The following is a 26,242-nucleotide window of genomic DNA, read 5'->3' as shown; positions in this document are numbered from 1 at the left end:
TTTGGCTCCTCGACCTGGGCTCGAACCAGGGACCTACGGATTAACAGTCCGGCGCTCTACCGACTGAGCTATCGAGGAATTGTCTTTTCGGTACTTCTAATTTTTGTGTTGCAGCAGGCAATCCGAACCGCTGCAACGCTGAATTTCTGGCTCCTCGACCTGGGCTCGAACCAGGGACCTACGGATTAACAGTCCGGCGCTCTACCGACTGAGCTATCGAGGAACAGAGCCTCGCATTATAGGATGAATTTTGAGAGGTTTACAAGTGGATTTCCAAACTTGTTCGGAAAGTTCTCGGCGCCAGGGGGTAGAGGTAGACATGGTCGAACTGGAAGGGCGACTCTTTCCAGGCGCGCTTGTTGGCGATGTTGTCCACGCCGACGCGCCAGATCAGCAGCTGGCGGCCCCAGCTCTGCTCGAAGTGCGCGCCGGCATTGAGACGGGTCCAGCCCGGGATGTTGAGGCTGTTGTCGCGCAGCACGGCGCGCGGGCCCTCAAACACCAGGCCAGCGTTCAGCTGCAGGCCAGCCAGCGCGGGCACATCTTGACGCACGTGCAGGCGCAGACTGTTCTCGGCCACGTTGACGGGCTTGAGGCCGTTGATGCCGGCCACGCTGCTGTCGGCACGGCGGGCCTTGAGCTTCATGGCGCTGGCCAGCAGGCCGCCGCCAGACCATTTCAAGTCGGCCTGGGCCTCCAGGCCCTGGTGGCGGGCGATGCCATCGGGGCGGCGCACGCAGCTGCCGGGCGTGCTGTCGCTGCAGTCACCGAAATCGTCCCAGACCGGGCGGTTGATCTGGAAGGCATTGATCGACCAGTCCACGGCCTTGCTGCCGGCCTTGAGGCCGATCTCGCTCTGGCGGCTCTTCAGCGCAGGCAGGGCGCGGCCTGCCGCGTCGCCGTAGCGCTTGCGGTTGGGCGTGACTTCGCTTTCCACACCTTCACCCCAGCTGGCATAGGCCATCAGCTGCGGGTTGATGGCATAGCTCAGGCCCAGCCAGGGCGTGCTCAGGCTCTGGCTGTAGTCGGTCGGGCGTGAGCCATTGGTGCGCACGCTGCTGCGGTTCAGCTGGGTGTGGCGCAGGCCGACCCAGGCTTGCAGCTCGGCGCTCAGCTGCACCGCGTCGCGCAGCGAGAACTCGCGGCTGCGTTCGTCACGCAAGGTGTTCTGGTCGGTCAGGCTGGGGTCGGCGGGGTTGACCGCGCTGCTGTCGATGCGGCCGGGGCCCACGCCGTTGTAGGCCTGGGCCTGAGCGCGGCTCTTGTAGTGGCTGATCAGGAAGCCGGTGCTCAGCTGGTGGCGCAGCGGGCCGGTGTCGAAGCGCCCGCTCAGGGTCAGGTCCAGGGCTTCGCTGTTGCGGCGCTCGTTCTCGCTGCGGAAGTCGAACATGTCGTAGCTGCCGTCGCTGCAGTAGCGGTCGTAGTTGCCTTCCTTGTCGCAGCCGTAGGCATAGGCCAGGCGGTCGTCGGTCTTGAGGCGCTGCACGGCCAGATGGGCTTGGGCGCTCCATTCGGCGCTCAGGCGCTGCTGCAGGCGCAGCGAGGCGTGCTGGTTGTCGAACTCGACGGGCAGGGTCCAAGTCTGGTTGTTCAGATTGGTGCGGGGATCAAAAGCCTTGGCGTCGGGCAGCTTGTTGCCCAAGAGGCTCATGCCCGGCTGGCTGGGCTGGCTGTGGCGGTTCAGTTCGAACTCGGCCTCGAGCAGGGTGCCCGGCTGCACGCGCCACTCGCCGGCCACGGCCAGCAGCTGGCGCGTGCCCGTGGCATCGCGCAGCTGCGGATGCAGGTCGGCCGCGGCTGCATTGACGCGCAGGCCGAACTCGCCGCTGCCGCCGAAGCGCTGGCTCCAGTCGATGGCCGCCTCAAACGTGCCGCGCTCGCTGAAGCCGCCGCTGAGGATGGTCTGTGCTTGCGCCGTCGGGCGCTTGACCACCAGGTTCACCAGGCCGCCGGGCGAGCTGGTGCCGGCCTGGATGCCGCTGCTGCCCTTGAGCACTTCGATGCTGCTCTTGTTGCCCAGGTCCAGCATGGTCTCGCCGTTGATGGGCAGGCCGTCGCGGCGGTAGTTGAAGCGGTTGTCCAGGTCGTAGCCGCGGATCTTCAGGTAGGAGATATAGCCGGCGGCGTTGTAGGCATCACCGACGCTGGCGTCCAGGGCGGTCAGGCCCGAGAGAGCCGAGATGCCGGCGTCCAGCAGACGCTCCTGGCTGAACAGGCTGATCTGCAGCGGCAGCTTGGCCACCGGGGTTTCGCCGAAGCCGCCCACCTGGGCCGGCATCTCAGCCGTGCGGCCGCTGACCGAGACGGCGGGCAGGCTTTGCGCCTGGGCCAGGCTGCTGCCGAGCAGCAGGGCCAGGGCGGATGAAACAAGGCTCGGGCGCAGGGCCAGGGCAGGGCGGGGCGAAAGGAATGTGGGCATCGGGAACTGCAGTGAAGTCAAGAACAACAACAGACGCTGCAGGGCGGCAAGCCAGGGCGCCGCGGCAGGCCGCAGCGCGGGTGCTGCGAGCCGACGGGCTGTGCCTCAGATGCTTCCCTGCGCGAGGATTAACTCGTGCCACAAAGATAAACATTTGTGGCCTGACGGCAAAAGCGCCGTCAATCAGGTTCAAAGGGACTTTCTCAGCCGGCCCGGTTTCCCTGGCCAGCACCCCTAGCGTGCCCGGCAACAAGTGCCGGGGCGGCCATTCTATGTGGTGGCCGTTTTCTCAGACATCCAACTGTGCGGCGCTGATGCCGAGCGCCTTGGCGATGCGCTCCAGCGAGGTCTTGCGCGGCTTGGGGCTGGCCTCCAACTGGGCATAAGCGCCCTGGGTGATTTCCAAGCGCTTGGCCACCGTTTCCTGAGTCAGCTGCAGGTGGGTGCGCCAGGCCTTGGCCGGGGTCATCCCTTGGTCAATGACCAGCTCCACCACGGCATGAGGGATGAGGTCGCCGGCCTGCTCGAAGCGGCGCACGAACTCAGCGTAGGGCACCACCACAAAGGCGGGGCTGCCATCCTCTCCGAGGATGGTCTGGAAGTTAATAGGTTTGTTCATCGCGCTTCCTTACTTCTTCAATGGTGACGATGCGGACGGTGCCGTCAAAGTCAAAAAGTACCCGGTAGTTGCCGACTCGCAGGCGGTAGCCATACTCATGGCCGGTCAGCTTCTTGACGTTGCGTGCCTGGGCCAGGTCGGTCAGCTCTGACTTGACGGCGGCCGTGATGCTCTGGGCGGCAGGGGCTGGCAGCTTGCGCAGTTGCTTGAATGCTTTGGGTTGCCAGTTGATTGTGTTCATGCCGCAAGTATAAGCAAATTATTAGGAATATCAAGATAAATCTAATAAATTGAGGCCCGAGAGTCGCGGACGCGATTTGACACACTTGGCTGCAACTCGTTGCAAAGTTTTGGAAAGATCCCGTGCAGACTTAGCGTTCGTGCTAACTCTCAAACGGAGCGCCAATGAACTCAGATGCGCGAGGTCAGCTTGTCTTTGCGGCGATAGTTGCCGGGGTGGTTGGGGTCTTTCTGCTGTCGAAGCAGATAGGTTGCCATTTCCCGACGCTCATGAAGTTTGTGGCTGCGGCGGCGGTCATTTTGACGCTGGCATTCCTCGCCTTCCGGGGTGGGTTGGACGCCTTGTTTTGTGCCCTGGTGGCATCGGTGATGCTGTGGGCGCTTGGCTTCCCGGTGATTGACAGCGTTGCTCTCAATGGCTCGGACCCGAACAACTTGGGCATGTTTGAAAAGGTGCCAGCGGTGGTGCCGTACATCAAGTATTCGGTCTTGGCCGCTCTGGTTGGGTTGACTGGTTGGCGCGCTCGTGAGTTGTGGGCCTACTGACTTGCCGCCTTGGTAAAAAAAAAGCCCAGCCGGGTGAGGGCTGGGCTGAGGCCGCTGCGCATGTTTCAGGAGGGAGCTGCAGCGGGATGGGAGGGTAGTGTAGTTCAGGCGTTAGGCTTAACTCGCCGCGCTCAGCGTGCGGCGGCTGCGGCGATGCGGCTGCGCAGCTCGTAGCCCATCAGTGGCCATAGCTCGTTTTTTGCGTTGGCGAAGGCCATGTCTTTGCCCAGTTCTTCGTCATCGTTTGCGGAAGATGCTGCGCAGCTCGGTCGGCCGGCCACGGCGAAGCCGTTGCGGGTGGTGATGACGGCCCAGCGCAGCACCTGGCCGGACTTGGAAACGTGCTTGACGTATTCCACATCGGCGATGTTGTCCATGAGTTCATCGGGTGTGACTCGCGGGGCGTTGAGGCTCTTGGCCTGGATGGCTTGTTCAATCTGAGCGTCGTTCATTCGTGGTCTCTGGGTTGTGCTGCCATTGGAGGCCGTGGCAGCGAGCGGCGTTGATTGCAAATGCTTGATGGGGTGGCGTCGGGTGTGGCCGGGCCAGTGAAAGGTTGCGAAGCCGTCGCGGCGGCCCGGTTCGTAATTGCTGGTGATGACGGTGCGGGCTGCTGGCCAGGGCGAGGCTCGGCGCATCGCAAGCTGCACAGTTGGGCTGTCGTCGTCTTCGTTCATGGCTCCTCGCACAGCCAGTGCCTGGCTCGGGCCTCGGCCGTCTCCTGCACGATCTTGATTTCGGCGGCGTGGTCGGCATCGAGTGCGTAGGGCAGCATCTGCTCCAGCACGATATTGGCGGCCCGAGTTGCGATGGCTGCGGCGATGGCCAAGGTCTTGCTGGTGGCCATCTGCTCGGGGCGGTGCCAGGGGTAGTGCTGCAGCTCCTTGTGTTTGTTCGGGTTGTTGGGGTGCCACTCGTCCACGGCCCGGCCGATCTGCAGGAACCAGCCGCAGGTCCAGCCCTTCTGTGGGCTCCATGAGGGGATCAGGCGCAACACCGAAATGGGGTGGCCCCACTCGTCGCGGCGCGTGCCGGTCCAGGCGGTGACGGTGCTGATGGCCAGGCCCTGGGTTTCGGGGAAAAGGTCGAGATTGGTCACGCTGCCTCCTTCAGTGCGGTGATGACATCGGCGGCCAGCGGTGGGCAGACGGCATTGCCGATCAGGTGCCAGGCCGTGGCCTCGTTGGCGGGTAGCTGGGTTGTGGTGGGGAAGCCCATCAGCTCGCGGCCCTCGCTGGCCAGCACCATGCGCATGCGGTCGCCGTTGATGACAGCCCAGCGAGCGCGGGTGGTGAGGGTGCCGATGGGGCGCTGCAGGCTGCGGCCGGTTTCGCCTGAGCCGCTGCCGTAGTACGGGGCCAGGAATTGCTCGCCAAAGCGGGCGCGGCCTGCGGCGATGCGGGCGAGGGTGCGCGGGCTGCGGCCGGGGCGCTCGATGGGGCTCCAGCGGCCGGCGTTCATGTCGATGCAATCGACGGCGCTGCGCGGTGCGCGGGCCTTCAGTTGCAGCTCGATGGGGTGTTTGCTGCGGGTGGCCACAATGATGAGGCGGCGGCGGTTTTGGGGTACGCCATGGTCGGCGGCATCCAGCACCATGGGGGCGAGGGCGTAGCCCAGGGCATGCATGGCCGCGCACCATGCGCGATAGAGCTGCCAGCTGGCGAACTCGGGCACGTTCTCAACGATAGCGGCTTGTGGGCGGTGGACTTCGGCGCAAGTCACCACGGCCCAGGCTGTCGAGCGCTGGCCATCGTGGTGCGGACGCTCGGCGCCGCGCGCCAAGCTGTGGCCCTGGCATGCGGGGCTGGCCAGCAGGATGTCATGTGCTGGCGCGTCGTGAAAGTTGGCCTGCTGCAGGTCTTGGCAGGCGTGGGTGGTGTCTGGGTGGTTGGCTGCGTGCCATCGCACGGCCGTGGGCCAGTGGTTGGCGGCCCAGGCGACAAAGGCGCCTGCCATCGTGGCGCCGGTCGAGAAGCCGCCGAGGCCGGCAAACATGTCGATGGCGATCATGCTTGCCATCCTGCTGCGGCCATGTGGTTAGCGTTCGGTCCGCAGGGGCCATCGGATGCCCGGGCCTCATTGACGGGCAGCTGGCCGCTGGCTCGGGTGGCGCTTGCGTGGCCGCAATGGCGCTCTACTTGGCCAGCCTGCACATGTATGCAGAGGTCGCAAGCGCGGTAGGTTTCGATGCGCATCCAGAGCGGTGCCTTGCTCTGGTGAGGGTGGCTGTTGAGTCGCATCAGGCCTCCAGCTCTGGGAAGTCCGCCCAGGCGATAACCCGGTCAAACGAGTTGTATTGATTCAATGTCATGCCGGTGCAATCAATCCAGCGCTCGCCATCCCAGGCGCCGAGGGTGCTGCCGCCTGCTTCAAAAAACACGATCACATCGGTGTCGGCGTCGGGCAGCTCGGGCAGGTCGTAGACCTTGAGTTCAAGCGTCCGCATGGGGTGCGCCCTCCGGGGTCAAGGTCTTGGCGAACTGGCGGGCCATGTCGCTGGCTGTGCGGCCTCGCCAGCCATCAGCTGGCTGTGCATCAGCCCACATGGCGAAGCGATCCATGGTTTCGGCGGCCTGCTTCCCTTGCTCGTTGAGGTGCAAATGGAAAGGGTGGTGGCTGCCCTGGTGGTGCCACAGCTCCGGTGCTGTGTTGGCCAGAAAGCGGCGGATGATTTCTCGGCCGATGCGCTCGGCCAGTTGCCCAGGCTCTGAGTTGGCAAAGCCGTCCATGGGGTTGGCTTGGGCGACATGCCAGAGCTGCGCCAGATAGGTGTCCGTGTAGCTCTGCAGGCTGTCGGTATCGACGGTGATGGTGATGGTGGCTTGCATGGCGCGCGGTCCTCATCCGTTCAGCGGGATGGGCTTGCTCAGCTCGCGCAGCCAGCCCTTGCCTGCCCACATGTTCTGCAGGGCCGTGTTGGCCACGGCCTTGGCCTCGCGGGCCACCTCGGGGCCGCTGGCCACGATCTGGCCATCCTCGGTGATGATGGCCAGCCGGGCCGGCCGGCCGTTCACGGTGACGGTGAGGCCCTCATGGGCCACCGCGCTGATGATGGCGCCAGGGATGGTGCCGGTCGGTGTGGTTCCGATCATGTCGGTGCTCCTACGGTTTTGCTCAGGCGCTGTAGCGGGGCAGGAAGCAGTCGGTGAGCTTCCCGGTGCGGCGGTCGATGTGCCGGCTGATGCCAAAGACATCGTGTGCAAAGCTGAAGTCCTCGGCTGCTTCCAGCAGCTCGCGCAACTTGAGCGGGCAGCCGTTTGCATGGCATGCGGTGATGTCCATGTGAAGGCTCATTCGGTCCAGCTCGGTGCCGTGGCAGTTCGCCAACGCAACTGCGCGGTCCACGATTTGCCGGATGGTTTGCGTGTCCTCGCGGGGGATTTCAAAGCTGATGGCTTGCGGTGTGCTCATGGTTGGCTCCAGTTGCCCAGGTCAGGAGTTCAGGCGGTCAGGTCTTGCCAGATCGCGTCCAGCTCCTCGGCGGCCGACTCGGCCAGGCCGTGCAGCGCGAGGCTGCGGCTGGCGGCCAAGCGAGCCTCGGGGGTGGTGTCGGCGCGCAGCTCGGCTTGCAGCTGGCGGGCGTCGATGTCGAGCGCCTGGCTCAGCGTCAGGCCTGCAGAAGCCAAGCGGCTGAAGGCCTCGCTGTCGCTGATGTGGCAATTGCTCAGGCGGGCGCGGCCGGTGTCCTGCAGGTAGGCGAGCAGCGGGCCGAAAGCGGTCTGCAGCGTGTCGGTGGCGTCCATGCCGTTGCAGATCACATGCACCCGGCTGCCCTCCACGCCGATGGCGGCCAGGGCTTCGATGGTGGCGATGCAGTCGCGGGTCTGCTTGGCGCCCGGCATGACGGGCACGGCGAACAGGTCAAACTGCTGGTGCGAGCGGCGCGTTTGCGTCATGCGCTGCAGGAAGTCTTCCACGTTGCTGGCGCCCACATCCACGATCACGCCGCCCTCGCTCAGGGCCAGGGCGTCGAGCAGCTCGGCGAACTGCTTGCCGCGCAGGGTTAGTGCTTCTTGGCCGTCCGCGTTGATGCTCTCGATGCTGAGCAGTGCGGCCTTGGGCATGTGGCGTGCGAACAGGTTGCGGGCCAGGGTGGTCTTGCCGGCGTTGCCGCTGTAGCTGATGAGGGCGATGGTGTTGAGGTTGCTCATGGTCTTGGCGTGAGTGGTGGTCAGGATTTGCGGGGTGGGGAGGTCTGCAGCAGCTGCGTGGCCGTGGGGCTGAGCGTCTGCTGCAGGTATCGGTCGCCGACGGCTTGTGCGCGTGCCTTGAGGGTTAGCGGCTCGGCGGGCGCGGGTGGGGGCGCGGCGTTGCGGTTCGTCAATGGGTTGCATGTGGTTTGCTTAGCGGTTGCTTCGGGTTGCGGGCGGTTGCCTTGCGTGGCCGCAGGTTGCACGGCGTTGCAAAAAAATTTACTGATGGCTTGGCGCGAGACGCTCAGGCCCTGGGTCTTCAGCCATGCGCGCATCTGCTCTTGCGTGTAGCCCAGGCTGCGCAGCTGGTGCAGGGCTTGGCTGTGGGCCTTGAGGCCGCGTGCCTCGGGCTGGTTCTCGCGCAGCCACTGGTCCAGGTCCATTCAGGCTCCGTGCCGGGCGCCGAGGGCTGCGGCCACCCAGCTGCGCGGCTGCTGGCCTGGGCCGTAGATGCCTGGGCGGGCGCGGCTGAAGCCTGGGCTTTCGCTGCTCAGTTCGGGCTGTGCTGCTGCGGGTGTGTGGCGCTGCACCGTCACATGCGCGGGGATGTGCATCGGCCCTGGCAGGTAGGCGGGTCCGCGCGCCGTGATGCGCACCGGGGCCAGCGTGCCGGTCTGGTGCACGATCTGCTCGGCGCCAGGGCGGCCGGGCTGGCGCGCCTTTCGGGGCTTGGTGGCCGGCTTGGCCTTGGTGGTGCGAATGCGCTTGGGGCGCTGCCGCTCGCGGTCGCGCTGGTAGGCGGCGCGCTTGGCTTTCAGCTCGGCGCGGCGGGCCGTCTGCAGGCGTTCGTGTGCGGCCTCGCAGGCGGCGGCGGTGGCGTGGTACAGGTCGGCTTTCATGTAGCGGTGGCGGAAGGCCTGACCAGCGCCGAGCAGGCGGGTCAGGGCGTCAAACACGCGGCGCCAGCTCTGGCCGGTGGCCTCGCTGAGCTGCACGACAGTGCGGCCCTCGCTGTCGGCTGCCTGCAGCATCTCGTGCAGCTCGGCTTGCAGGTCTGCCGGTGCGCTGGCCGGGCGCTGCAGGCCCAGAGCGCGGGCCTTCACGCCGATGCAGTCAGGGTTGCGGTTCAGTGCGGCGGCCAGTTGGGCGCGCGTCGATGTGGGGTACTCGGCGCGCAGTTGCGTCAGCTCGGCCTCGGTCCAGGGGCGATAGTTCGTCATGGCCCTTGCTCCTTCTGGTGGTTTGGTCAGTCTTGCGGGTGGGTGTGGTCGATGTAGCGGCGCGGCGCACGGGCGGCGCGCAGGCGGCTCTGGCCTCGGGCGGTGCGGGCTGCGAGCGCCTGGTGCTCGGCCTCGTTGCGCATGGCGGGGCCAAAGCTCGCGCTGTGGCGGCGGCCGTCGCCGAGCAGGCGGCGCAGCTCCAGCTCAGGCTCGGTTCCGCAGACGGCCCCAAGCAGGGTGGCGGCGATGTCTTCGCTGGCCACGCGCATATACGTGGCATCGGGCACGCTGATCTGATCGCGGCAGATGCGCAGATGGTCGCGGGCGCGCTCCAGCACCAGCTGCGCCAGTGCGTTGGCCACGGCCACGCTGATGGGACGGGCCTTCATGCTTGGCCTCCCTTCTTGGCGCGCAGAGTGGCTGCGGGCGTAGTGGGCGGCGCTAACATCGTGCGCCCAATTTCACTGTTAGAGGTGTTGACTTGACTACTGTTTTGAATCGATGGTTGGCCGGCGTCGGCATGAGCGCCGAGCTGAATGACGATGAGGCGATCCGTGCAATCCCGAATGAGCGTCGTATCGACGAATCGCTGTTCGATGAGCCTGCTCTTGCCGTGGGTGGGCCTGCCGCCAAAGACCCCAAGCGTGCGGCTTTGCCTTGGGTCGGCGCCATCGTGGATCACGGCGCTGGCAGTCACTGCCTGCTGTTCATTCGATTCAGCGGGCTTGAGAAGCCGGAAGACAACGGCTATTTGCTGTATGCGTTTTGCAAGCGCCGAATGAGTGCGGAGCAGATAGGCGCGGAGCTTCGTGTGTTGATGGGTGGCCTGGGTATCGACAGCAGCAAGGCGCGCAACGTCGCCGGGGCCAGCTTGCACTGAGGGGCGGCTCATTGCTGGGCCTCCAGCTCGGCGATGGCCCGGCTCACGTTCTCGATGTCCGTGGTCAGCTGCACTTCCAGGCGGCGGTCGGCCAGCAGGCGTGCGTCGAGCGTGGGGGTCAGCAGCCACTGGTTGCGGTGCGCGGCGATCACCACGCGGTCCAGGGCCATGCCGGCTTGCAGCTGGGCCAGCTGTTCGCTCAGGTCGGTGAGGTGGGACCGCAGGATGCGGAGTTCGTACCAGCGGAAGAGGCGGCTCAGGTGGCCGAAGGGGTTGAGCTGGCGAGGTGAAAGGTTGATCTGCATGGCCGTCTCCGATGAATGACGGCGCAAGCATATGTCAGCAAAACTAGTATTGCAAGGAAATCTGATATTTGTGGGTAAAAAAAAGCCCAGGGCTTGCCTGGGCGCTTGTGTGAGTGGCTGTGACTACGTGGTGCAAAGCACTTTCCATGCAGCGACGAATGTCAGCTCGGGTGGTGCTCGGAAGGGGGGTAGTTGGGCGCCTGACTTGCGTTGGGCGACATGGTGCTCAAGTAAGGCGACCTCTCTGGAGAGCGCCTCGTTAATAACGCTTCCTCTCAAAATCAACGGCAAGGCGTCCAAATTGATGTCGTCCGTAGTGTCGCCCTCCATTGTCGCCAGCCCCTCGCGCGATCCTATGAAGCGCTTGTAGCCTCCATATGCTCCGTATCCGTTCTTCGAGTTGACTTCGCCGCACACGAAGTTGCCGCGAAGAGTTTCATTTCTGAACTTGGCGGAATCTGGGTCTTTCAAAGAGTCGAGTAGCGCACGCTTGTGCGGGGCGTAAGTGACGCGGCTTTGATACACCTCTGCGATGCGCTCGCGATTGAGGATGGCGACTGCGGTTCCCAATGCCAGAGAGGCTATCGTCGCAATCGCGATTGCACGGGTTCGCCCTGAGTCGCTGTTCCTCATGCTTTGCTTCGCCTGCTCCGCGGGGCTGGGTGGCCGCCAATGACGATGGTGCAGCGACTCGGCCGATTGATTGTGATCCCTGCTGGCGCTCTTGGTGCGGCGTGCTCTTTTTGGATTGCGGGGCTGGGGGCGCACACTTTCTTGACAAAGGCAGCGGCGGCCTCTTGGGATTGTGAAATTTTTGCTTTCATTTCGTTACAAGCTCCTACCTGAGCGGGCGAGTGTAACGAAAGCAGGCTAGGGCTCAGGCCATCGGATGGCGGACCCAGAGGGCGGCCACGATCAGGGCCAGGGCGATGGCCATCCCGATCTTGGCGGGCGAGGCCCAGCGGTCAAAGCCGCACCACATGCAGCGCTCGGTCTTGACCCAGGTGGCGTGCCCGCATTGCCGGCACACCCGGCCCGCGCCCTCGGCCGGGATGGTGGGGGTAGAGCCCAGATAGATGTCGCACTCCATCGGGTCATTGATCTCGATTTTCTGGGGTTGCGGCGTGTTCATGTGCGTGCGGTGCGTGGCTTGGATCGGGTGGCTTGTGGGGTTTCGTTGCCGTGCGAGGCACTGACCAGGCTGTCGAAGTGCTGCTCCAGCGCTTTGACAAACTGGGTGTGGTGGTCGGTGCGCAGCTGCATGTCCACGGCGGCAGCCAGCGAGCGGGCGGTGTGGCGCCAGTCAATCGGCGGGGGCAGGCCTGCGGCCTCGCAGATGAAGGCGTCGATTCGGTCCAGGGTGGCTTGCGGGAGCTGGGCCAGTCGCTCAGGCGTCGTGGATTGCAGAGGCCAGGGCGTTCGCGGCGCGGGCGAATCTTCCTCTTGGCTGTGGCCGAGTAGCTCTGGCACGGTGGTCTGAAGTGCCTCGGCTACGTACTGCAGGCGCTTATGTTTAGGGGCTGTCGCTCCTGACTCCCACTGCTGAACGGTGGTGTACCCAAGGGGTTGAGATAGTCCTTCCAGCGCGCTAACCGCTTGAGCGAGTTGCGTCTGTGACAGGCCTAGAGCTAGGCGGCGCTTCTTAATCTGGGCGTTTATTGACATACCAGTCAGTTTTCCGCGTGCCGAGATTGGCGCAATGCAAGACTCGCTGAGATATCAGAAAAACTGGCATACTGGCGACATGAAAAACATCCCAGCTACTGCCGCGGCCGCAGCGAGGTCCGCCATCACTGCACTTGGAGGGCCGAGCGCGGCCGCCCGGGTGCTCAACGTTCCGGGTGCCCGGGCGCAGACCGTCCAGGCATGGCTGCGCACCCGCGTGCCTGAAAACTGGTGTCTGCTTATTGAGCAGGAAACGCGCAAGGCTGGGAAGCCTCATCTGTGCGAAGACATGCGGCCGGATGTGGCTTGGCATGTCCTGCGGGGTAACCCGTTGAACTGAATTCGTCAAGGGGGTGGGTGTGCGAAACATGGCCACATTGTCTGGCCGCGCATTTGCCCCGCTGTGTAAACAAGTTAGGGGGAGAACACATGTTCCCGAAGTTGATGACCACCAGCCAGGAAGAGTTCGCCTGGGCGCGGGTGATGGAGGCAGCGCGCCAGATGGCGGCCGGTTTTGCGGGTGGCGTGGACAAGCTCGGGCCGCTGCTGGGCAAGCGGCGCGGGGTGTTGCGCAATGAGCTGTCGCCCAAGCGGCCGGGCAGTTCTGCCAAGCTGGGGCTGGTGGATGCGCTGCGGGCGATGCGGCGCAGCGGGGATGTGCGCTTGATGCATGCGATCTGCCTGGAGTTTGGCCATATGGCCATCCCGTTGCCCGGCGAGGCGATCAACGCGGCCAGTGCGGCCACGGTGGTGGCCATGGCCAAGGAGTTTGGCGAGCTGGTGGCGGTTTACTCCGACGCCGTGCAAGACGGGCGTGTGACGAATGTGGAGCTGGCCAGCGTGGCCCAGGCCTGGGGCGAGCTGATGGTCGCTGGCCAGGGGCTCATCAACGAGGTGTCGGCAAAGAATGCGGCGCTGAATGCGCGGCAGGGGGTGGGGCTGTGATTCCGAAGAGCTATCAGCCTGCCGCATGGCGATGTGTTTTGCCGGTGGATCGTTCAGACGGCTCGATGGGTCTGGCCTTCGACATGCCTGACGGAACTGTCGTTCGCATGCGCGTCAGCACCTATCACATGCAACGCATGATCGATGCGGCGCAGGCTTTCATCAGTGCGGCTCATGCGGCCGAGATGGGTGGGCCTGTCTCAATGGGTTGTGCCGTGCATCTCTTTCGCGCGGAAGGCGGCGAACTCGCGGCGGCCCTCGGAGTTGAGGTCATGGCCGCGCCTGGCGCAGAAGTCCCGGAAGGCGTCCAGATCCAGCGGCACTCTGACGACAAGGTGACCTTGCCTGCGGAGTTGGCGTTCGCCTTGCTCGGCGCTGAGCCGCCACTGGGAGTAGGTCGGCGGCAGGTTGTTGCCGTCAGCCATGGTGGCCTTGATTTGGGCGTAGTCCTCCAGGCTGTACCAAACCATGCCGACAAGTCGAATCGGGCTGCTGTTGAGTTCTTGCATGGGCGAGTTTCCGGCGAAGTTGACAAAGAGGCGTGAGCCTAACTGACTGGAAACACGCCATGCGTCCTCGTGGAAGTATTCGTAAGGCGGTGGCCGAGTATTTCTCGCCACCCGCCGCGGCGCAGGTTGAACCGGCCTCGTGGCGCGATCTGGCTGCCCGGCTGGAGGCGGCCGGCCTCATCAACACCCGGGCGCCGTCAGAGCTGGCCCTGGTGCGCAAGGCCGTGGAGAACATGAAGCAATCCGAAGAGATTGAGGCGGTGGGGGAGCAGCGCACGCGCTGGAGCCGCCGCCCGCTCAAGCTGTACGGCGCGCGCAAGTCGAAGCCGGCCGCAGAGGCTGGTGGCGATGGCGCGGCCGAGCTGGCCGCAGCCTTGGGGCGCTGGGCGCCTGGCCCGAGCGAGTAGGAGCGCGCCCGTGTCGCCGTAGCGCCTTCCCTTCTTCTCTCTTTCATTTTTGACCTTGTGCGTGGTCCGTTGCGGGCCTGCAGGGGGTCGGTTTGTCCTTTGATTCTTGGATGCATCAACGATGACGTATCAATCCACAGACGCCCGCTGGGCCGTCAAGCGAGCGGTGGCGCGGGCCACGCTCAACCCGATCACGCGCAAGCGGTTGACGCCGCCGCAAAAAGGCGTGCTGATGCAGCTGGGCGATATGGCGGATGAGGCCGGCTGCTGCTGGCCCGGGCTGGCGCGGCTGGCCGAGCGCACGGCGTTCTCTGAGCGCTGCGTGCGTGGCGCTCTGCGCGATCTGGAGGCCATGGGTGTGCTGCGCACGCGGCGCGGCGGCGGCCGTGGCCGCAGCAATGAGTATGAGCTGCAGGCCGGGGCTTTGCAGCTGGCTGTGGCTTGTGTGGAGCCGCCCAAAAAGCCGGAACCGCCTGCCGGTAAATGCCCAGACAAACCCGGCACAAACCCGGCAGCTGACGACACTAAACCCGGCACCAGCTGCCCCCGAATTACCAAGAAGGCCAGCACAAATACAAATACTCCCCCAACCCCCTCTCGGGGGCTGGACCCGGCCTCTGTGAGCGATTCTCAAGCCGGCTCAGGGGGTGGGGAGGGTGGCAGGCCGCTGCTGACCCTGGCCGATTGGCTGGCGCTGTGCAAGCGTCGTGAGGAGGTGGCCATTCCGGGCACTGACCCGGTGTTTGCCTACGCCGAGAGCGTGGGGCTGCCGCCCGATCTGGTGGCCCTGGCGTGGCAGCAGTTCAAGCGGCGGCGGCTGGGCTCGGGCAAGCGGCGCCGCGATTGGCGGCAGGCGTTCCGGGAGTCGGTGGAGTCCTGCGCCTATCGGCTCTGGCGCTTCACGGCCGAGGGCGGCGCGGTGTTGACCACCGAGGGGCTGCAGGCGCAGCGATTCTTTGAGGCGGCCGGGGAGGTTGCGGCGTGAGCGGTGGGAGCGAAGAAGGCCGACGCGGCGCAGCCATGGTGCCGCCGCACAGCGAGCAGATGGAGCAATCGCTGCTGGGTGCGCTGCTGGTCGGTGGCATGGCTGCCTGGGAGGCGGCAGAGCCTGCGCTGGCCGGGCGGGCGGTGTGGTACTACCCCGAGCATGCAGCGATCTACGCCACGATTCGCGGCCTGATTGCCCGGCGCCGGCCGGTCGATGTGGTGACCGTGTTCGATGCGGGCGGGCATGAGCTGGCCTACCTCAACGACTTGGCGCAGTGCGTGCCAGCCACGGGCAGCGCGGGCTACTACGCCACGCGGCTGGCAGAGCTGTGGTCCCGCCGCGAGCTGTTGCGCGTAGCGGCCGAGCTGCATGCGGCGGCCATGGCCGAGGCCCTGGGCGATCAGGTCGATGATGTGGCGGCCATTGTGGGCCGCACCACGGGCGAGCTGCTGCGCCTGGCCGAGCGGCGCGAGCAGCGCGGGCCGGTGCCGGTGCGCGATGCGATGGAAGACCTGATGCAGCACATGGAGGACTTGGTGGAGGGCCGGGTGTCGATGGTCGAGACTGGCTTGCGCGATCTGGATGCGCAGCTGGGCGGGGGCATCCGTGGTGGGGACTTGATCGTGCTGGGGGCTCGGCCCAGCATGGGCAAGTCGGCCGAGGCCGGCACCATCGCTTTGCATGTGGCGCGGTCCTGGGGTGTGCTGTTGCTGACCCAGGAGGATTCGCTGGCTACTTGGTGCAGCCGCGCCGTGGCGAACCTCGCCCGGGTCAATCTGTCCGATCTGCGCAATCCGGTGCATGCCAAAGAGCCAGACAGGATGTGGTCGGGCCTGGCCGAGGCGGCCGATAGCCTGCAGGAGCGGGCGCTGCTGCTGGATGACCAAGCGGGCCTGACGCTGGGGGATGTTCGGCGCAAGGTGCAGCAGGCCAAGCGGGCATTGCTGCCGCGCCATGGCGAGCAGTGCCGGCCGCTCAAGCTGGTGGTGGTGGACTACCTGCAGCTGATGACGGGCGACAAGGAAAACCGAAACCAGCTGCTCGGTGAGATCAGCAACGGGCTCAAGCGGCTGGCCAAGGATGAGGATGTGACCGTGCTGCTGCTCTCGCAGCTCAGTCGAAAGGCCGATGAAATGCCGATGGGACAGCTGCCGCAGATGCACCATCTGCGAGACAGCGGCGACATTGAGGGGGCGGCCGATATCGTGATGCTGCTGCACCGGGAGGCCCAGCGGCGCAAGACGGGAGAAAACGCCCAGTGGGCGCAGCTGAACGTGGCCAAGAACAAGAACGGTGAGACGGGCGTGGTCAATCTCTACTTCGCTGGGGCCTACCAGCGGTTTGAGAACTGGGACGGGCCGGTGCCCAGCTTTGGGCCTGGGTCGGGTGCCGCCAAGAGCGGTGGTTATGGCGGTGGAGGGCTCAGCTGATGAAGAAGCTGGAAGACATGGAGCGGCGGCTGCTGAACTGGTCGCGCTGGAAGGCCGGGCCGGGTGTGGGTGGCTTGGGCTTTGCCTCGGTCAACATGATTGCGGCGCTGGCCGGGGTGTCCCGAGGGCCGCATGATGAGGTGCCCATTCCCACCATGGCGATTGAGGCCGAGGAAACAGACCGGGCCGTGCTGGCTCTGCCGTCTGAGCTGCGCCGCACGGTGGAGGTGGTCTACCTGGGGCGGGGCGGCATGCCAGAGCATGCGGCGGCTCTGGCCGTGCCCGTGGCCACCGTGCGGTCCAGGGTTTGCCGGGCGCACAAGGGCATCAGCAACTGGCTGGCCGACCTCGCCCAGGCTCGGCAGGACAAGCAGGCCGTGGGTGCCCGCCTGCAGTCGGTAGTTTTAGGGAATATCACAAAGCGCTAGAGTTCAGGCACCTTGGGGATTGGCGCGTTCAACGCTGATCCTCGGGGGCATGAGAGTAGGTGCAGAGAGGCGGTAACGCCCCGGTGAGCTTCGCGGCTTGCCGGGGCGTTTCCTTTTGTCCTTGGTGGATTGGGTGCGCTGTGAAGTTCACGTATGACCTGGACATGCGCGCCGTGCGGGCTGCGCTGGGCGAGTCTGACCGGCAGGTGCGCTTTGCTGGTGTACTGACCGCCACCAAGGTGGCGCAGGCCGTGAAGGCGGCGCAGGTCCAGGCGCTGCCTCAAGTGCTGGACCGGCCGACCGCCTACACCATGCGCTCGCTCTTCCTGCGCAAGGCAACACTGGCGCGGCCAGCTGCTGAAGTCTGGTTCAAGGACGATATGGCGGCCAGTCGCATGGCCACGCCTGCGGCGGTCTATCTGTCGCCTCAGGTGTCGGGCGGCGCTCGGCGGGTCAAGCGCTTTGAGAAGGCGCTGCAGATGGCGGGGCATATGCCGACCGGCTATCAGTGTGTGCCCGGGGCTGGTTGCAAGCGCGATGCTGCAGGCAACCCGAGCCGCGGGCAGATCATCCAGATACTGAGCCAGCTGCGCATCACGCTGACAGCTGGCCACACTCGCAACATGCCTGCCGATGCGCGCAAGCAGATCAGCGCGCAGCGCCGGGCGGGCGGCCGCTACTTCGTGGCCAAGGCCGGTGGCGGCCTGAGCCCTGGCATCTACATCCGCGAGTTCATCGGGCGGGGCATCCTGCCGGTGTTCTTGTTCAAACAGGCGGTGGCCTATCGGCCTCGCTACGACTTCACGGCCATTGCGAACCGAGCGGCGCTGGATGCGCTGCCGGATGCGCGCCGTGCAGCCATCGCTCAGGTCCGCGCCTCGGCCTATGCCCCGCGTTGAGCCCGGGCTGCTGCATTTTGGTGCAGTTTGGGTCCTTCCCGGGCTTTTGGCGATGTGGGGTCATTCGGGCCAGGTCGTAAATGCCTTCGGTGGCTTCTTAACTTGGTTGACGGTGGACGGTTGACGGTAGACGGATGGGCAAGCTCAGTTACTCCCAGCTCGGTGAGCTGCTCGGGATCAGCAAACAGGCGGTCGGAAAGGCCGTGAAAGCGGGCATGCCGGTGGACTCATACGAGGCCGCCGAGGCCTGGCGCAGTGCAAATCTCGATGTCAGCCGCACCAAGACCGGCCGCGTCGATGTGTCGGCGCGTCAGTCGGCGCCTGTCGATGGCCCAGGCGGCGCCGATGACGATGAGCCGCAGGCCACGGACGATGCCGCTTACAAAAAGGCGCGCACCGAGCGAGAACAGATCAGGCGCGACCGCGAGGCCCTGCAGCTGGAGCAAGAGCGCGGCCAGCTGGTGGACAAGCAAGAGGTGGCGCGGCTGCGCTACACGGAATTTCGCGCCTTGCGCGACAGCCTGGGCCACATCGGCGCCCGGACCAAGGACGCACTCAGCGTCGAGACAGATCCTCTGATGTGCGAGCAGATCGTGACCAATGAGCTGGAGCGGGTCCTGTCCATCTTTGCAGACCAAATCTTGACGCGTGGCGTCATGCAGGACCAAGACGATGACGGCGACGATGAGGAGGGCCAGGAAGCCCATTGATGACGTTCGCCGTCAGATCGCCGAGGCCCTGAGGCCCGATGCCAAGGTGCTGGTGGATCAGTGGGCCGAAGACAACCGCATCCTGCCGCCTGACACGCCCGAGCCCGGCCCGTTCCGCAACACCCGCACGCCCTACCTGATCGACATCCAGCGCACGATGTCGCCGGGCAGCTCGTTCCGCGAGGGATGGTGGCAGAAGCCCCACCAAGTGGGCGGCTCGGTGTCGGGCGAGAACATGATTGGCGCCTGGATATGTGCCGCTGCCGGCTCGCTGCTGGTGGTGTTCCCTACTCTGGACGATGGCAAGCAGTGGGAGCTGAGCCGGTTTGAGCCGATGCGGCTCAACACGAAAGAGCTGCGCAAGCGCATCCGCTCGGCGGATGAGAAGGGCGCCAACAACACCAAACTGCGCAAGCGCTTCCCAGGCGGCGTCATGCGTCTGGTCGGCGCCAATCGCGTAGGCGCGCTGAAGTCGGCGACCTATCGCTACATCAAGTTTGAGGAGTGCGACGAATACCCGGCTGACATCGATGGCCAGGGCGGCACGCTGAGCCTGGCCATGGCCCGGGCCGCCAACTTTGGGCGCAGGGCCAAGATTTACGGCGACTCAACGCCCACAGTTGAGGGGGCGAGCAACATCGCGGCCCAGGTCAAGCGCGGCGATCAGCGCAAATGGTTCATGCATTGCCCCGATTGCGGGCACGCCCAGACGCTGGTCTGGGGTCAGGTGAAATGGACCGAGGGCGACCCGGACAGCGCCCGCTACAGCTGCATTTCATGCGGTGTGCAAAGCACCGAGGCCGAGTGGAAGGCTCGCAACTACGCGGACCGGGCGCCCGGCATGACCGAGCAGGAGGCCAAAGCGGCCGGCCTGGCGTACTGGGAGGCCACGGCCGTGGGCGAGCCCGGTGTGGCCAGCTGGCTGGGCCTCAATGCCTTGGGCGCGCCTCTCGGCTGGCGGCCGTGGCCGCAGCTGGTCATTGACTGGCTGGCAGCCAAGGGCGATGAGAACAAGCTCAAGACCTTCACCAACAACATGTTGGGGGAGACCTACAGCGAGACGGTGCGCAACCAAGTCGGGTCTGATGACCTGAAGAAGCGCGCCGAGGCTTACGCGCTGATGAGCTGCCCTCAGAAGGGGCTGGTGGCCGTGGCCGGTGTCGATACCCAGGACAACCGCCTGGCGGTTGTGGTCCGTGCCTTTGGCCGTGGCGAGGAGAGCTGGGGCGTCTGGCACGGAGAAATCTTCGGCAGCCCGTCGCAGCCTGAAACCTGGGCCAAGCTGGCTCAGCTGCTGGAGTCGCCCATTGCGCACGCCAGCGGGCAAGTGATGCGCATTGACGCGGCGGCCATTGATGCAGGCGGCCACCACGCTGAAGACGTTTACGCATTCACGCGGGCCGCCAAGCTGCGCGGCCGTCACTGGTTTGCGATACGGGGCGCCAAAGCCTATGACCACCCGAAGCTCGGGCGGCCCAAAACGTATGAGTACACCTGGCGTGGCAAGCCGGTGCCGGGTGGCGCGGAGCTGCGCTGGGTCGGCACTCAGGCCATCAAGAACCTGATTGATGGCCGGCTGGCCATACCCGAGCAGGGCGGCGGTTACTACCACATGCCCCTCGGCTTCGGCGAGGACTACTACAAGCAGATTCGCGCCGAGCGCCGGGTGTGGCGCAAGGACGGCAAGAGCGGCAATCGCGTGCTCTGGTGGGAGTGTCCCAGCGGCGTGCGCAATGAGGCCTGGGACTGCGAGGTGTACGCCTACGCCGCCTACCTCTACACGATGAGCGGGCAGCACGCCGAGGCGGTCTGGCGCGCCCGTGAGCGGCTCTTTGAGCCGCGCCACCCTGACTTGTTTGAGGCAGGCCCTGCCCCTGGCGGTGAGCAAACGCACCGGGCTGATGACCAAGCTCACCGGACTGATGACGAAGCTCACCGAATTGGTGACGAAGCTCACCGGACTGGTGACGAGGCTCACCGGGCTGGTGACGAGGCTCACCGGGCTGGTGACGAGGCTCACCGCATTGGTGACGAGGCTCACCGCATTGGTGACGAATCGCAACCCGGCGCAACGCCAGAGCAACCAGAAGCGAGCGCAGATCAACCAAGCGCAACCGAGTGCAACCCGAGCGCAACCGCAGCGCAACCCGTAGAGCCCGAGCCCGAGCCCGGGCTTGATGTGTCGCTGCCGGTCTTTGACTTTGGTGGCCATGGGGCCTCGGTGCCCAGGCCGCCGCCTCGGCGGCAGCCGCAGCAGAGCTTTGTGCGCGGCTGGAAATAGCTGCAAAACCTGGAGAGAGAAACCATGAATCCCACCCTCATTGCGGGCGACACGCTCAGCTTCTTGGAGTCGCGCACCGCCTACCCACCGTCAGCGGGCTGGCAGCTCAGCTTTGTGCTGATCCCGCGCGACAAAGCTGCGGCGGTCTTGCGCTTCAACACCACGCCCGAGGGCTCCGGTCATCGGGCGCGGGTGTCGGCGGCGACTACGGCCGGCTGGGCGCCCGGCGCTTATACCTGGGCCTGCAGCGCCACGGATGGTGTGAACGTCTGCACCGTCGCCCAGGGTCAGTGCCAGGTCTTGCCTGATCCGCGTCAGGCCAGCCCTGGGCTGGATACGCGCAGCCAGGCCCGGCGCGCGCTGGACGATGCCAAGGCCGCCATGGCTGCTTGGTCGCCCACGCGGCGACGCTACAAGATCGCCGACCGTGAGCAAGAGTTCAACAGCGCCCAGGATGTGCTGCGTGTGGTGAGCTACTGGCAGCGCCAAGTGGACCGCGAAGAGGGGCGCCCGCAGGGCGGCCGCATCTACTTCGGGACTCGCTGACCATGAGCGGGTTCAAATCGTTTAAGGAACCGGGTAGCGTCATCCTGCAAGAGTTCCGGGCTGCCATGGAGGCCCGCCGTGCGTCTGGCGGTGTTCAGTCCGCAGTGGGCCGCATGCAGCAGCGCAGCTTTGCGGCCTCGCAGTCCACCGTGTTGGCGGCAGGCTGGCCCACCTGGGATGCGTCCATCAACAGCCTGTTGCGCGGGGCTCTGCCCACCTTGAAAGCGCGCAGCCGGCATTGGTCGCGCAACACGGGCCAGGGCCGCCGCTTCCTGAATCTGGTCAAGACAGGCGGCGTCGGCCCCACCGGCTACCCCTTGCGTATGCAATGCGGCGATTGGGTCAAGGGGCCGGATGGCTACAAGTGGCAGCTGGACAAGCTGGCCAATGACGCGATTGAGGCCGCCTGGAGCGAGTTCTGCGAAGCGGGCAACTGTGACGCCTCGGGCAAGTTCAGCTTTGCGGCGGCCTGTCAGCTGCAGTTGGAGATGGTGGCTCGGGACGGCGAGTTTCTGGGGCGCCATCTGCGAGGGGCGTCCAACAAGTGGCGCTACCAGTTGCAGCTGCTCGCCACAGATCGCCTGGATGTCAACGCCAATACCGACGCGCAGGGCAACGGCAATGAGGTCGTCATGGGCGTGGAGCGCAGCAGCGTTGGGCGCGCCGAGTTCTACCACCTGTTGCGCGCCAATCCTCTGGATGCGCGCGGCATGCGAAGCGCGGACCGCGTGCCCGCATCCGATGTGCTGCATGGTTTCGTCGCCATCGATCCTGAGCAGGCGCGTGGTGTGCCCTGGTCCCATGCCGTGCTGCTGGGCTCGCACATGCTGGCTGGCTTCAGCGAGTCGGCGGTTTTCGCGGCTCGTGCTGGTGCCAGTCAGATGGGCTTTCTGGAGCAGTCGCCCGGGGAGGGGGGCCCGCTCAGTCCTGAAGATTTGGGTGTGTCGCCTGATGCCGATGGCGAGCTGAGCAAAGAGCTGCGCCCTGGGGCCGTCGATCTGCTGCCGCCTGGCGTGAAGTTCGTCGGCTTCGATCCCAGATACCCCAGCGATGCATTCGGCCCCTTCACCACAGCCGTGAAGCAGGACATCGCTGCCGGCCTGAACGTCGCCCATCACAACTTGTCGGGCGACATGACCAAGGTCAATTACAGCTCGGCCCGCATCGCCGAGCTGGCCGAGCGCGACGGCTGGCGTGGCGTGGCCCATTGGTTCATCGGTGCCTGGGTGGTGCCGGTGTTTCGGGAGTGGCTGCAGCTGAGCTTGCTGGCGGGCGCGATTCGCCTGCCCAGCGGCGCGGCGTTGCCAGCCACCAAGCTGGACAAGTACCTGCGCGGTGCGCAGTTCAGGGGGCGCGGCTGGGATTGGGTGGACCCGCTCAAGGAAGTCAACGCGGCGCGCATCGCCCGCGAAGAGGGTTTTGTCACCCGCACCCAGGTGGTCGCAGCCAAGGGCGGCGACTTTGAAGACAACGTGGCCGAGCTGGCCCAGGAAAACGAAATCCTGGCCGCGCACGGCGTCACTTTGGGCGCGGCACCAGCCGGGGCGCGTCCATCCCCTGCGGACCCGGCCGCGCCTGATCCTGACGAATCGTCAGAAGAAGAAACAAAGGAGGTCGAGCAATGACCAATCTAACGCGCGCTGCCCTTGTGGCAGCGGCGCTGGCTGTGGCCGGGCCTGCCGTGGCCGAGCGTGCGCTGTCGGCGCCGGTAGGCGAAACACCGCAGCAACTCGCTGCGCGTCTGCATGCAGCGGATGTGCTGCGGACCTATGCCAAGGTCAACAAAGAGGCCATCAACGAAGAGGCGCGCACCGTCGAGATCGCCTGGGCCAGCGAGGAAGCCTATCCGCGCTGGTTCGGCTTTGAGGTGCTGGACTGCACCACCGACAGCATCCGCCTGGCGCGGCTCATGGATGGCGCGCCGCTGCTGTTCAACCACAACCGCGATGGCCTCATCGGTGTGGTCGAGAGCGTCAGCATCGGCGCCGATCGCGTCTGCCGTGCGGTCGTTCGCTTCGACACCTCGGAAGAGGCCGAGAAGCGCTGGCAGCAGGTCCGAAACGGTGTGCTGCGGCATGTCTCGGTCGGCTATGCCGTGTCCGCGATGGTGCTGGAGTCCGAAGAAGACGGCATTCGCACCTACCGAATCACCGACTGGGAGCCTTATGAGCTGTCCATGGTGACCGTCCCTGCAGACCACTCTGTAGGCGTCGGCCGCAGTGCTGACGCGAACCCTCTCTCTCATCAGGCGCCGCTCTCGGCGCTTCCTTCAACCCTTCCCGCAACTCCGAAAGAGACCCGATCCATGGAAGAGAACAACCCCACCCCCGTGGCAGCTGCCGCGCAAGACCTGGCCCGCCGCGATGCCTTGCTGGCCCTGGGCGAGAAGTACGCCGCCTACATCGGCATCGCTGATGTGCAGACGGCCTGCCGCGATGGCCACGCGCCCGAGAAGCTGCAAGAGCTGGTCATTGAGCGAATGAAGAACAAGCACAGCGACACCCGCAATGCTCACATCGGCATGGGCGACAAGGATGTGGCTCGCTACAGCATCGCCCGCGCCGTGGCCGCCATGGTGACTGGCGACTGGAAGGGCGCTGGCCTGGAGCGCGAGGCCAGCGAGGCTGCCGCCAAGAAGTTTGGCGGTGGCTCGCGCGGTCTGCTGCTGCCGATGGATGTGATGAGCCGTGCATTCAACGTGGGCAACGCCGCCGAGGCGGGCAACCTGGTGCCCACCACGCTGCGCGATGACATGTTTGCCGATGTGCTGCGCAATCGCCTGGCCATGGGGCGCCTGGGTGCCACCATGCTGTTTGGCCTGACTGGCAACGTTGATCTGCCGCGCAAGGTGTCGGGCACCTCGCTGGGCTGGCTGACCGAAGTGGCCGGCGCTGCCACCACCCAGGTCAACACCGGCAAGGTCAGTCTGTCTCCCAAGCGCATCGGCGGTGTGGTCGAGTTCAGCAAGCAGGCCGTGATTCAGTCGGCCATGGCCGTGGAGCCGCTGCTGCGGCAGGATGTGCTGGCCGAGTACCAGCTGCAGTTCGAGACGGCAGCGCTCAATGGCTCGGGTGCGGCCAATCAGCCGCGCGGCCTGCGCAATATCGCGGGCGTGGGCTCGGTGGTCGGCGGCGTCAACGGCGCCGCCCCGACCTGGGCGCATGCGGTGGCGCTGGAAAGCGCCTGTGCCAACGTCAACGCCGAGCCTGATGCGCGCAGCGGCTACCTCATCAACACCCGCACGCGTGGCATCTTCAAGACCACCCAGAAGGCAGCAAATCTGCCCTTCATCTGGGAGAACGGCAACACCCCGCTCAACGGCTATCGCGCCGAGGTGACCAATCTGGTGCCCAACAACCTGACCAAGGGCACCAGCAACGGCATCTGCAGCTCGCTGACCTTTGGCAGCAACTGGGAAATGCTGGTTATGGCCCAGTTCGGAGCCATTGAGCTGCTGCTGGATGAAGTGACTCTGGCCGCGAACGGCCTGAATCGCCTCATCCTGAATGCCTACGTCGATGTCGGCGCCCGCCGCGCGGGTGACTTTGCCGTGATGGATGACGCGCTGGCCGGCTGATCGCTGCGCCTGCTCGTTCTCGTTTTTCCCCTGAATGCCCGCCTGGCTGAGTGCAGCCTGCGCGGGCTTCCTTTTTGGAGCTAACTATGTTTCAGCAAGACGCAAAGCCGGTGACTCTGATCGTCATCGAACCCACCCGCATCGATGGCAAGCCCATCCCGGAAGGCGCTGTGTTGCGCGATGTGCCGGCCGATCTGGCCATGGAGCTGGCGGCGGCCGGCAAGGTGCGTGTGGCCACCGAGGAGCTGGTGGATGAGTACACCGCCCGCGCCAAGGCGGCGGCCAAGCGCGCCGCAGAGCAGGCCAAGTCGGGCGACCCGGCCACCCAGGCGAATGAGCGCCTGGCGGCCACCGTCGCGGCGGCCGTGGCCACCGCCCTGCAGGCGGCCGGTGTCGTGCCCGCTGCCAAGTCGGCCGAAGACAAGCCGGCTGACAGCAAGGGTGCTGACGGCAAGGCCTCCTAAGCCATGGCGGCCGGTGAGAGTGCGGCTGATCTGCGGTTTCTGATTGAGGTTGAGGGCGTGTCCGGCCTGCTGGGCGGCGTGCCGGTTCAGGGCCTCTTTGATGAGCCGGCAGCCGTCGATTCTCTGGGCGGCTATGGCGTGGCTGCGGCCCAGCCGCAGCTGCGGCTGGAGTCGGCGGCGGTGCCTGCCCAGGTGGTGGACATGCCGCTGCGGCTGCAGCTGCCCGGTGGTGAGCGCCGGTTCACGGTGCGCGAAACCATGTCTGACGGCACCGGCTTGACGGTGCTGAAGCTGAAGGATGCGCTGTGAGTGCCACCGCATTTGCCGATCTGACCCGGGCCGCCAAGGACCTGCTGCTGCAGCCGCCAGCTCTGGCGGATGGCCGCGTGTATCGGGGCAGCTTTCGGCCTCTGCAACAAAGCCAGGCCTGCTCGGTCTTGATCTTGCCCGCCGTCGCTCAGCGACAGCCCGGCATGACCAGCGGGCCAGGGCAATGGGCCACCACCCTGGTGCTGGAGCTGCAGGCGCGGGCGGTCCCTGAGCAAGACCCCGAGGATGCGCTGGACCCGCTGCTGGCAGCGGTGTTTGCGCGCCTGGAGCAGCTGCCCCAGGCCGCGCCGGGCGTGGCCGACAGCATGGAGGCGGCCCGCATTGAGTGGGAGCTGCAGGAAGCGGATACGTCCGTGGCTGTGGCCCGCCTGGCCATCAGCGTGCAGCACCGCACGGCCGCGCGCTCGCTGGCTGCCGCCGCCTGAGCGGCCTGGCTTTTTTCAACATCAATCGGAGTTATCTGATGAGCAAGGTTTTCCGTATCGAGCCCACCGAGGGCAACCCTGAGCCGCTGCCGCCCGTGGGTGGCCAGTGGGTCCGCGATGAAGACGGCGGCTTGCGCCCCTCTGATCGCGCCACCGCCGAGGCTGCAGGCCTGGGCTGGCCCGAGGATGCGCCCCCCGCCGATGGCGAGGCAGCTCCCGCCGAAGGCGAGGCCGCCCCGGCCGAGCCGAAGAAGCGCCTGCGCTGATCGCGCAGGC

Annotated in this window: 38 protein-coding genes, 2 tRNA genes and 1 pseudogene; 18 read left to right on the top strand and 23 right to left on the bottom strand. The window is 65.8% G+C overall.

The genetic code is table 11. The features are described from left to right. Positions 1-2: 2 nt before the first annotated feature. The 5 genes from AC1Q6P_RS02630 to AC1Q6P_RS02610 all read right to left on the bottom strand — a co-directional run bounded on the left by AC1Q6P_RS02630 (position 3) and on the right by AC1Q6P_RS02610 (position 3,279). Positions 3-78, bottom strand: a tRNA-Asn gene (locus AC1Q6P_RS02630). Positions 79-147: 69 nt separating this feature from the next. Beyond that, positions 148-223 (bottom strand) — tRNA-Asn (locus tag AC1Q6P_RS02625). Positions 224-259: 36 nt separating this feature from the next. Next, positions 260-2,419: a TonB-dependent siderophore receptor gene (locus AC1Q6P_RS02620; protein ID WP_492662916.1), complete on the bottom strand. Its 2,160-nt coding sequence runs from the start codon at positions 2,417-2,419 to the stop codon at positions 260-262. A 289-nt stretch (positions 2,420-2,708) separates the two neighbouring features. Beyond that, positions 2,709-3,038, bottom strand: coding sequence for a helix-turn-helix domain-containing protein (locus AC1Q6P_RS02615; protein WP_492662915.1), 330 nt, complete (start codon positions 3,036-3,038; stop codon positions 2,709-2,711). Beyond that, complete coding sequence (locus AC1Q6P_RS02610) at positions 3,022-3,279, bottom strand: type II toxin-antitoxin system RelE family toxin (protein WP_492662914.1); 258 nt, start codon at positions 3,277-3,279, stop codon at positions 3,022-3,024. Before AC1Q6P_RS02610 ends, AC1Q6P_RS02615 begins: the two co-directional genes overlap by 17 nt. Before the next feature lie 164 nt (positions 3,280-3,443). Here AC1Q6P_RS02610 and AC1Q6P_RS02605 point away from each other — a divergent pair, with 164 nt between their 5' ends. Then, positions 3,444-3,824 carry a hypothetical protein gene (locus AC1Q6P_RS02605; RefSeq protein ID WP_492662913.1) on the top strand — a complete coding sequence of 127 codons (381 nt, stop codon included), beginning with the start codon at positions 3,444-3,446 and terminating at the stop codon, positions 3,822-3,824. Positions 3,825-3,955: 131 nt separating this feature from the next. On the opposite strand, the gene AC1Q6P_RS02600 is transcribed toward AC1Q6P_RS02605, so the two are convergent. From AC1Q6P_RS02600 to AC1Q6P_RS02550, 11 genes are all read right to left on the bottom strand, one after another. Then, positions 3,956-4,501, bottom strand: a complete 546-nt coding sequence (locus AC1Q6P_RS02600) for a Gp49 family protein (RefSeq protein ID WP_492662912.1) — start codon at positions 4,499-4,501, stop codon at positions 3,956-3,958. Continuing rightward, a complete protein-coding gene (locus tag AC1Q6P_RS02595; RefSeq protein ID WP_492662911.1) occupies positions 4,498-4,923 on the bottom strand; it encodes a hypothetical protein in 426 nt (141 codons plus the stop codon). Before AC1Q6P_RS02595 ends, AC1Q6P_RS02600 begins: the two co-directional genes overlap by 4 nt. Then, on the bottom strand, positions 4,920-5,834 hold the full coding sequence (locus tag AC1Q6P_RS02590) for a DNA cytosine methyltransferase (RefSeq protein ID WP_492662910.1): 915 nt from the start codon (positions 5,832-5,834) through the stop codon (positions 4,920-4,922). Before AC1Q6P_RS02590 ends, AC1Q6P_RS02595 begins: the two co-directional genes overlap by 4 nt. A 229-nt stretch (positions 5,835-6,063) precedes the next feature. After that, positions 6,064-6,270 carry a hypothetical protein gene (locus AC1Q6P_RS02585; RefSeq protein WP_492662909.1) on the bottom strand — a complete coding sequence of 69 codons (207 nt, stop codon included), beginning with the start codon at positions 6,268-6,270 and terminating at the stop codon, positions 6,064-6,066. Then, the gene (locus AC1Q6P_RS02580; protein WP_492662908.1) at positions 6,257-6,652 is read right to left on the bottom strand and encodes a hypothetical protein; all 396 of its coding nucleotides are present in this window, start codon (positions 6,650-6,652) and stop codon (positions 6,257-6,259) included. The genes AC1Q6P_RS02585 and AC1Q6P_RS02580 overlap by 14 nt, the downstream gene beginning before the upstream one ends. Positions 6,653-6,664: 12 nt before the next feature. Then, complete coding sequence (locus tag AC1Q6P_RS02575; RefSeq protein ID WP_492662907.1) at positions 6,665-6,916, bottom strand: hypothetical protein; 252 nt, start codon at positions 6,914-6,916, stop codon at positions 6,665-6,667. 22 nt (positions 6,917-6,938) lie between these two features. Next, a complete protein-coding gene (locus AC1Q6P_RS02570; protein ID WP_492662906.1) occupies positions 6,939-7,235 on the bottom strand; it encodes a DUF6874 family protein in 297 nt (98 codons plus the stop codon). A 29-nt stretch (positions 7,236-7,264) separates the two neighbouring features. Further along, positions 7,265-7,975 carry a StbB family protein gene (gene stbB / locus AC1Q6P_RS02565; RefSeq protein ID WP_492662905.1) on the bottom strand — a complete coding sequence of 237 codons (711 nt, stop codon included), beginning with the start codon at positions 7,973-7,975 and terminating at the stop codon, positions 7,265-7,267. Between the two features lie 20 nt (positions 7,976-7,995). Then, positions 7,996-8,400: a hypothetical protein gene (locus AC1Q6P_RS02560; RefSeq protein ID WP_492662904.1), complete on the bottom strand. Its 405-nt coding sequence runs from the start codon at positions 8,398-8,400 to the stop codon at positions 7,996-7,998. After that, positions 8,401-9,177 carry a hypothetical protein gene (locus AC1Q6P_RS02555; protein WP_492662903.1) on the bottom strand — a complete coding sequence of 259 codons (777 nt, stop codon included), beginning with the start codon at positions 9,175-9,177 and terminating at the stop codon, positions 8,401-8,403. A 26-nt stretch (positions 9,178-9,203) separates the two neighbouring features. Further along, positions 9,204-9,566, bottom strand: coding sequence for a hypothetical protein (locus AC1Q6P_RS02550; protein WP_492662902.1), 363 nt, complete (start codon positions 9,564-9,566; stop codon positions 9,204-9,206). A gap of 92 nt (positions 9,567-9,658) precedes the next feature. Between AC1Q6P_RS02550 and AC1Q6P_RS02545 the strand changes: the two genes are divergently transcribed. Further along, the gene (locus AC1Q6P_RS02545; protein ID WP_492662901.1) at positions 9,659-10,057 is read left to right on the top strand and encodes a hypothetical protein; all 399 of its coding nucleotides are present in this window, start codon (positions 9,659-9,661) and stop codon (positions 10,055-10,057) included. A gap of 8 nt (positions 10,058-10,065) precedes the next feature. Here AC1Q6P_RS02545 and AC1Q6P_RS02540 read toward each other — a convergent pair whose 3' ends face one another. From AC1Q6P_RS02540 to AC1Q6P_RS02520, 5 genes and pseudogenes are all read right to left on the bottom strand, one after another. Further along, positions 10,066-10,362, bottom strand: coding sequence for a hypothetical protein (locus tag AC1Q6P_RS02540; protein ID WP_492662900.1), 297 nt, complete (start codon positions 10,360-10,362; stop codon positions 10,066-10,068). A gap of 123 nt (positions 10,363-10,485) precedes the next feature. Then, complete coding sequence (locus AC1Q6P_RS02535) at positions 10,486-10,995, bottom strand: hypothetical protein (protein ID WP_492662899.1); 510 nt, start codon at positions 10,993-10,995, stop codon at positions 10,486-10,488. A 244-nt stretch (positions 10,996-11,239) separates the two neighbouring features. Then, complete coding sequence (locus AC1Q6P_RS02530; RefSeq protein WP_492662898.1) at positions 11,240-11,494, bottom strand: hypothetical protein; 255 nt, start codon at positions 11,492-11,494, stop codon at positions 11,240-11,242. Further along, positions 11,491-11,832 carry a hypothetical protein gene (locus AC1Q6P_RS02525; protein ID WP_492663042.1) on the bottom strand — a complete coding sequence of 114 codons (342 nt, stop codon included), beginning with the start codon at positions 11,830-11,832 and terminating at the stop codon, positions 11,491-11,493. Before AC1Q6P_RS02525 ends, AC1Q6P_RS02530 begins: the two co-directional genes overlap by 4 nt. Next, a pseudogene (locus AC1Q6P_RS02520) lies at positions 11,833-12,027 on the bottom strand (helix-turn-helix domain-containing protein); the annotation flags it as partial. Positions 12,028-12,061: 34 nt separating this feature from the next. Here AC1Q6P_RS02520 and AC1Q6P_RS02515 point away from each other — a divergent pair. Together AC1Q6P_RS02515 and AC1Q6P_RS02510 are read left to right on the top strand one after the other, a co-directional pair. Continuing rightward, positions 12,062-12,367 carry a YdaS family helix-turn-helix protein gene (locus tag AC1Q6P_RS02515; protein WP_492703044.1) on the top strand — a complete coding sequence of 102 codons (306 nt, stop codon included), beginning with the start codon at positions 12,062-12,064 and terminating at the stop codon, positions 12,365-12,367. 89 nt (positions 12,368-12,456) lie between these two features. Further along, positions 12,457-12,972 (top strand): phage regulatory CII family protein, encoded by a 516-nt coding sequence (locus tag AC1Q6P_RS02510; protein WP_492662896.1) that lies wholly within the window; start codon positions 12,457-12,459, stop codon positions 12,970-12,972. Between the two features lie 53 nt (positions 12,973-13,025). Here AC1Q6P_RS02510 and AC1Q6P_RS02505 read toward each other — a convergent pair whose 3' ends face one another. Beyond that, positions 13,026-13,148, bottom strand: a complete 123-nt coding sequence (locus tag AC1Q6P_RS02505) for a hypothetical protein (protein WP_492703042.1) — start codon at positions 13,146-13,148, stop codon at positions 13,026-13,028. A 24-nt stretch (positions 13,149-13,172) separates the two neighbouring features. Beyond that, a complete protein-coding gene (locus tag AC1Q6P_RS02500; RefSeq protein ID WP_492662895.1) occupies positions 13,173-13,481 on the bottom strand; it encodes a hypothetical protein in 309 nt (102 codons plus the stop codon). Positions 13,482-13,540: 59 nt separating this feature from the next. Between AC1Q6P_RS02500 and AC1Q6P_RS02495 the strand changes: the two genes are divergently transcribed. The 14 genes from AC1Q6P_RS02495 (at position 13,541) to AC1Q6P_RS02430 (ending at position 26,232) form a co-directional block, all read left to right on the top strand. After that, positions 13,541-13,888 (top strand): hypothetical protein, encoded by a 348-nt coding sequence (locus AC1Q6P_RS02495; protein ID WP_492662894.1) that lies wholly within the window; start codon positions 13,541-13,543, stop codon positions 13,886-13,888. Between the two features lie 121 nt (positions 13,889-14,009). Continuing rightward, positions 14,010-14,873: a helix-turn-helix domain-containing protein gene (locus tag AC1Q6P_RS02490; RefSeq protein WP_492662893.1), complete on the top strand. Its 864-nt coding sequence runs from the start codon at positions 14,010-14,012 to the stop codon at positions 14,871-14,873. After that, positions 14,870-16,306, top strand: a complete 1,437-nt coding sequence (locus AC1Q6P_RS02485; RefSeq protein WP_492662892.1) for a replicative DNA helicase — start codon at positions 14,870-14,872, stop codon at positions 16,304-16,306. Before AC1Q6P_RS02490 ends, AC1Q6P_RS02485 begins: the two co-directional genes overlap by 4 nt. After that, on the top strand, positions 16,306-16,734 hold the full coding sequence (locus AC1Q6P_RS02480) for a hypothetical protein (RefSeq protein WP_492662891.1): 429 nt from the start codon (positions 16,306-16,308) through the stop codon (positions 16,732-16,734). The genes AC1Q6P_RS02485 and AC1Q6P_RS02480 overlap by 1 nt, the downstream gene beginning before the upstream one ends. 140 nt (positions 16,735-16,874) lie before the next feature. Further along, a complete protein-coding gene (locus AC1Q6P_RS02475; RefSeq protein ID WP_492662890.1) occupies positions 16,875-17,633 on the top strand; it encodes a hypothetical protein in 759 nt (252 codons plus the stop codon). A 215-nt stretch (positions 17,634-17,848) separates the two neighbouring features. Further along, a complete protein-coding gene (locus AC1Q6P_RS02470; RefSeq protein WP_492662889.1) occupies positions 17,849-18,343 on the top strand; it encodes a hypothetical protein in 495 nt (164 codons plus the stop codon). After that, positions 18,318-20,624, top strand: coding sequence for a terminase gpA endonuclease subunit (locus AC1Q6P_RS02465; protein ID WP_492662888.1), 2,307 nt, complete (start codon positions 18,318-18,320; stop codon positions 20,622-20,624). Before AC1Q6P_RS02470 ends, AC1Q6P_RS02465 begins: the two co-directional genes overlap by 26 nt. 24 nt (positions 20,625-20,648) lie before the next feature. Then, positions 20,649-21,170: a hypothetical protein gene (locus tag AC1Q6P_RS02460; RefSeq protein ID WP_492662887.1), complete on the top strand. Its 522-nt coding sequence runs from the start codon at positions 20,649-20,651 to the stop codon at positions 21,168-21,170. Positions 21,171-21,172: 2 nt separating this feature from the next. Then, positions 21,173-22,795: a phage portal protein gene (locus AC1Q6P_RS02455; RefSeq protein WP_492662886.1), complete on the top strand. Its 1,623-nt coding sequence runs from the start codon at positions 21,173-21,175 to the stop codon at positions 22,793-22,795. Continuing rightward, positions 22,792-24,747: a phage major capsid protein gene (locus tag AC1Q6P_RS02450; protein ID WP_492662885.1), complete on the top strand. Its 1,956-nt coding sequence runs from the start codon at positions 22,792-22,794 to the stop codon at positions 24,745-24,747. Before AC1Q6P_RS02455 ends, AC1Q6P_RS02450 begins: the two co-directional genes overlap by 4 nt. 110 nt (positions 24,748-24,857) lie before the next feature. Then, positions 24,858-25,211 carry a hypothetical protein gene (locus AC1Q6P_RS02445; protein WP_492662884.1) on the top strand — a complete coding sequence of 118 codons (354 nt, stop codon included), beginning with the start codon at positions 24,858-24,860 and terminating at the stop codon, positions 25,209-25,211. A 57-nt stretch (positions 25,212-25,268) separates the two neighbouring features. Then, the gene (locus AC1Q6P_RS02440) at positions 25,269-25,520 is read left to right on the top strand and encodes a head-tail joining protein (protein WP_492662883.1); all 252 of its coding nucleotides are present in this window, start codon (positions 25,269-25,271) and stop codon (positions 25,518-25,520) included. Then, a complete protein-coding gene (locus tag AC1Q6P_RS02435) occupies positions 25,517-25,966 on the top strand; it encodes a hypothetical protein (protein ID WP_492662882.1) in 450 nt (149 codons plus the stop codon). Before AC1Q6P_RS02440 ends, AC1Q6P_RS02435 begins: the two co-directional genes overlap by 4 nt. A 38-nt stretch (positions 25,967-26,004) precedes the next feature. Then, positions 26,005-26,232 (top strand): hypothetical protein, encoded by a 228-nt coding sequence (locus tag AC1Q6P_RS02430; RefSeq protein WP_492662881.1) that lies wholly within the window; start codon positions 26,005-26,007, stop codon positions 26,230-26,232. The last annotated feature ends 10 nt before the right edge of the window (positions 26,233-26,242 follow it).

The organism is Roseateles sp. GW835-FHT13E02 (genome assembly GCF_058794035.1).
Note: the sequence above shows the minus strand (reverse complement) of the source record. Positions and strands in the feature narration are given on the sequence as shown.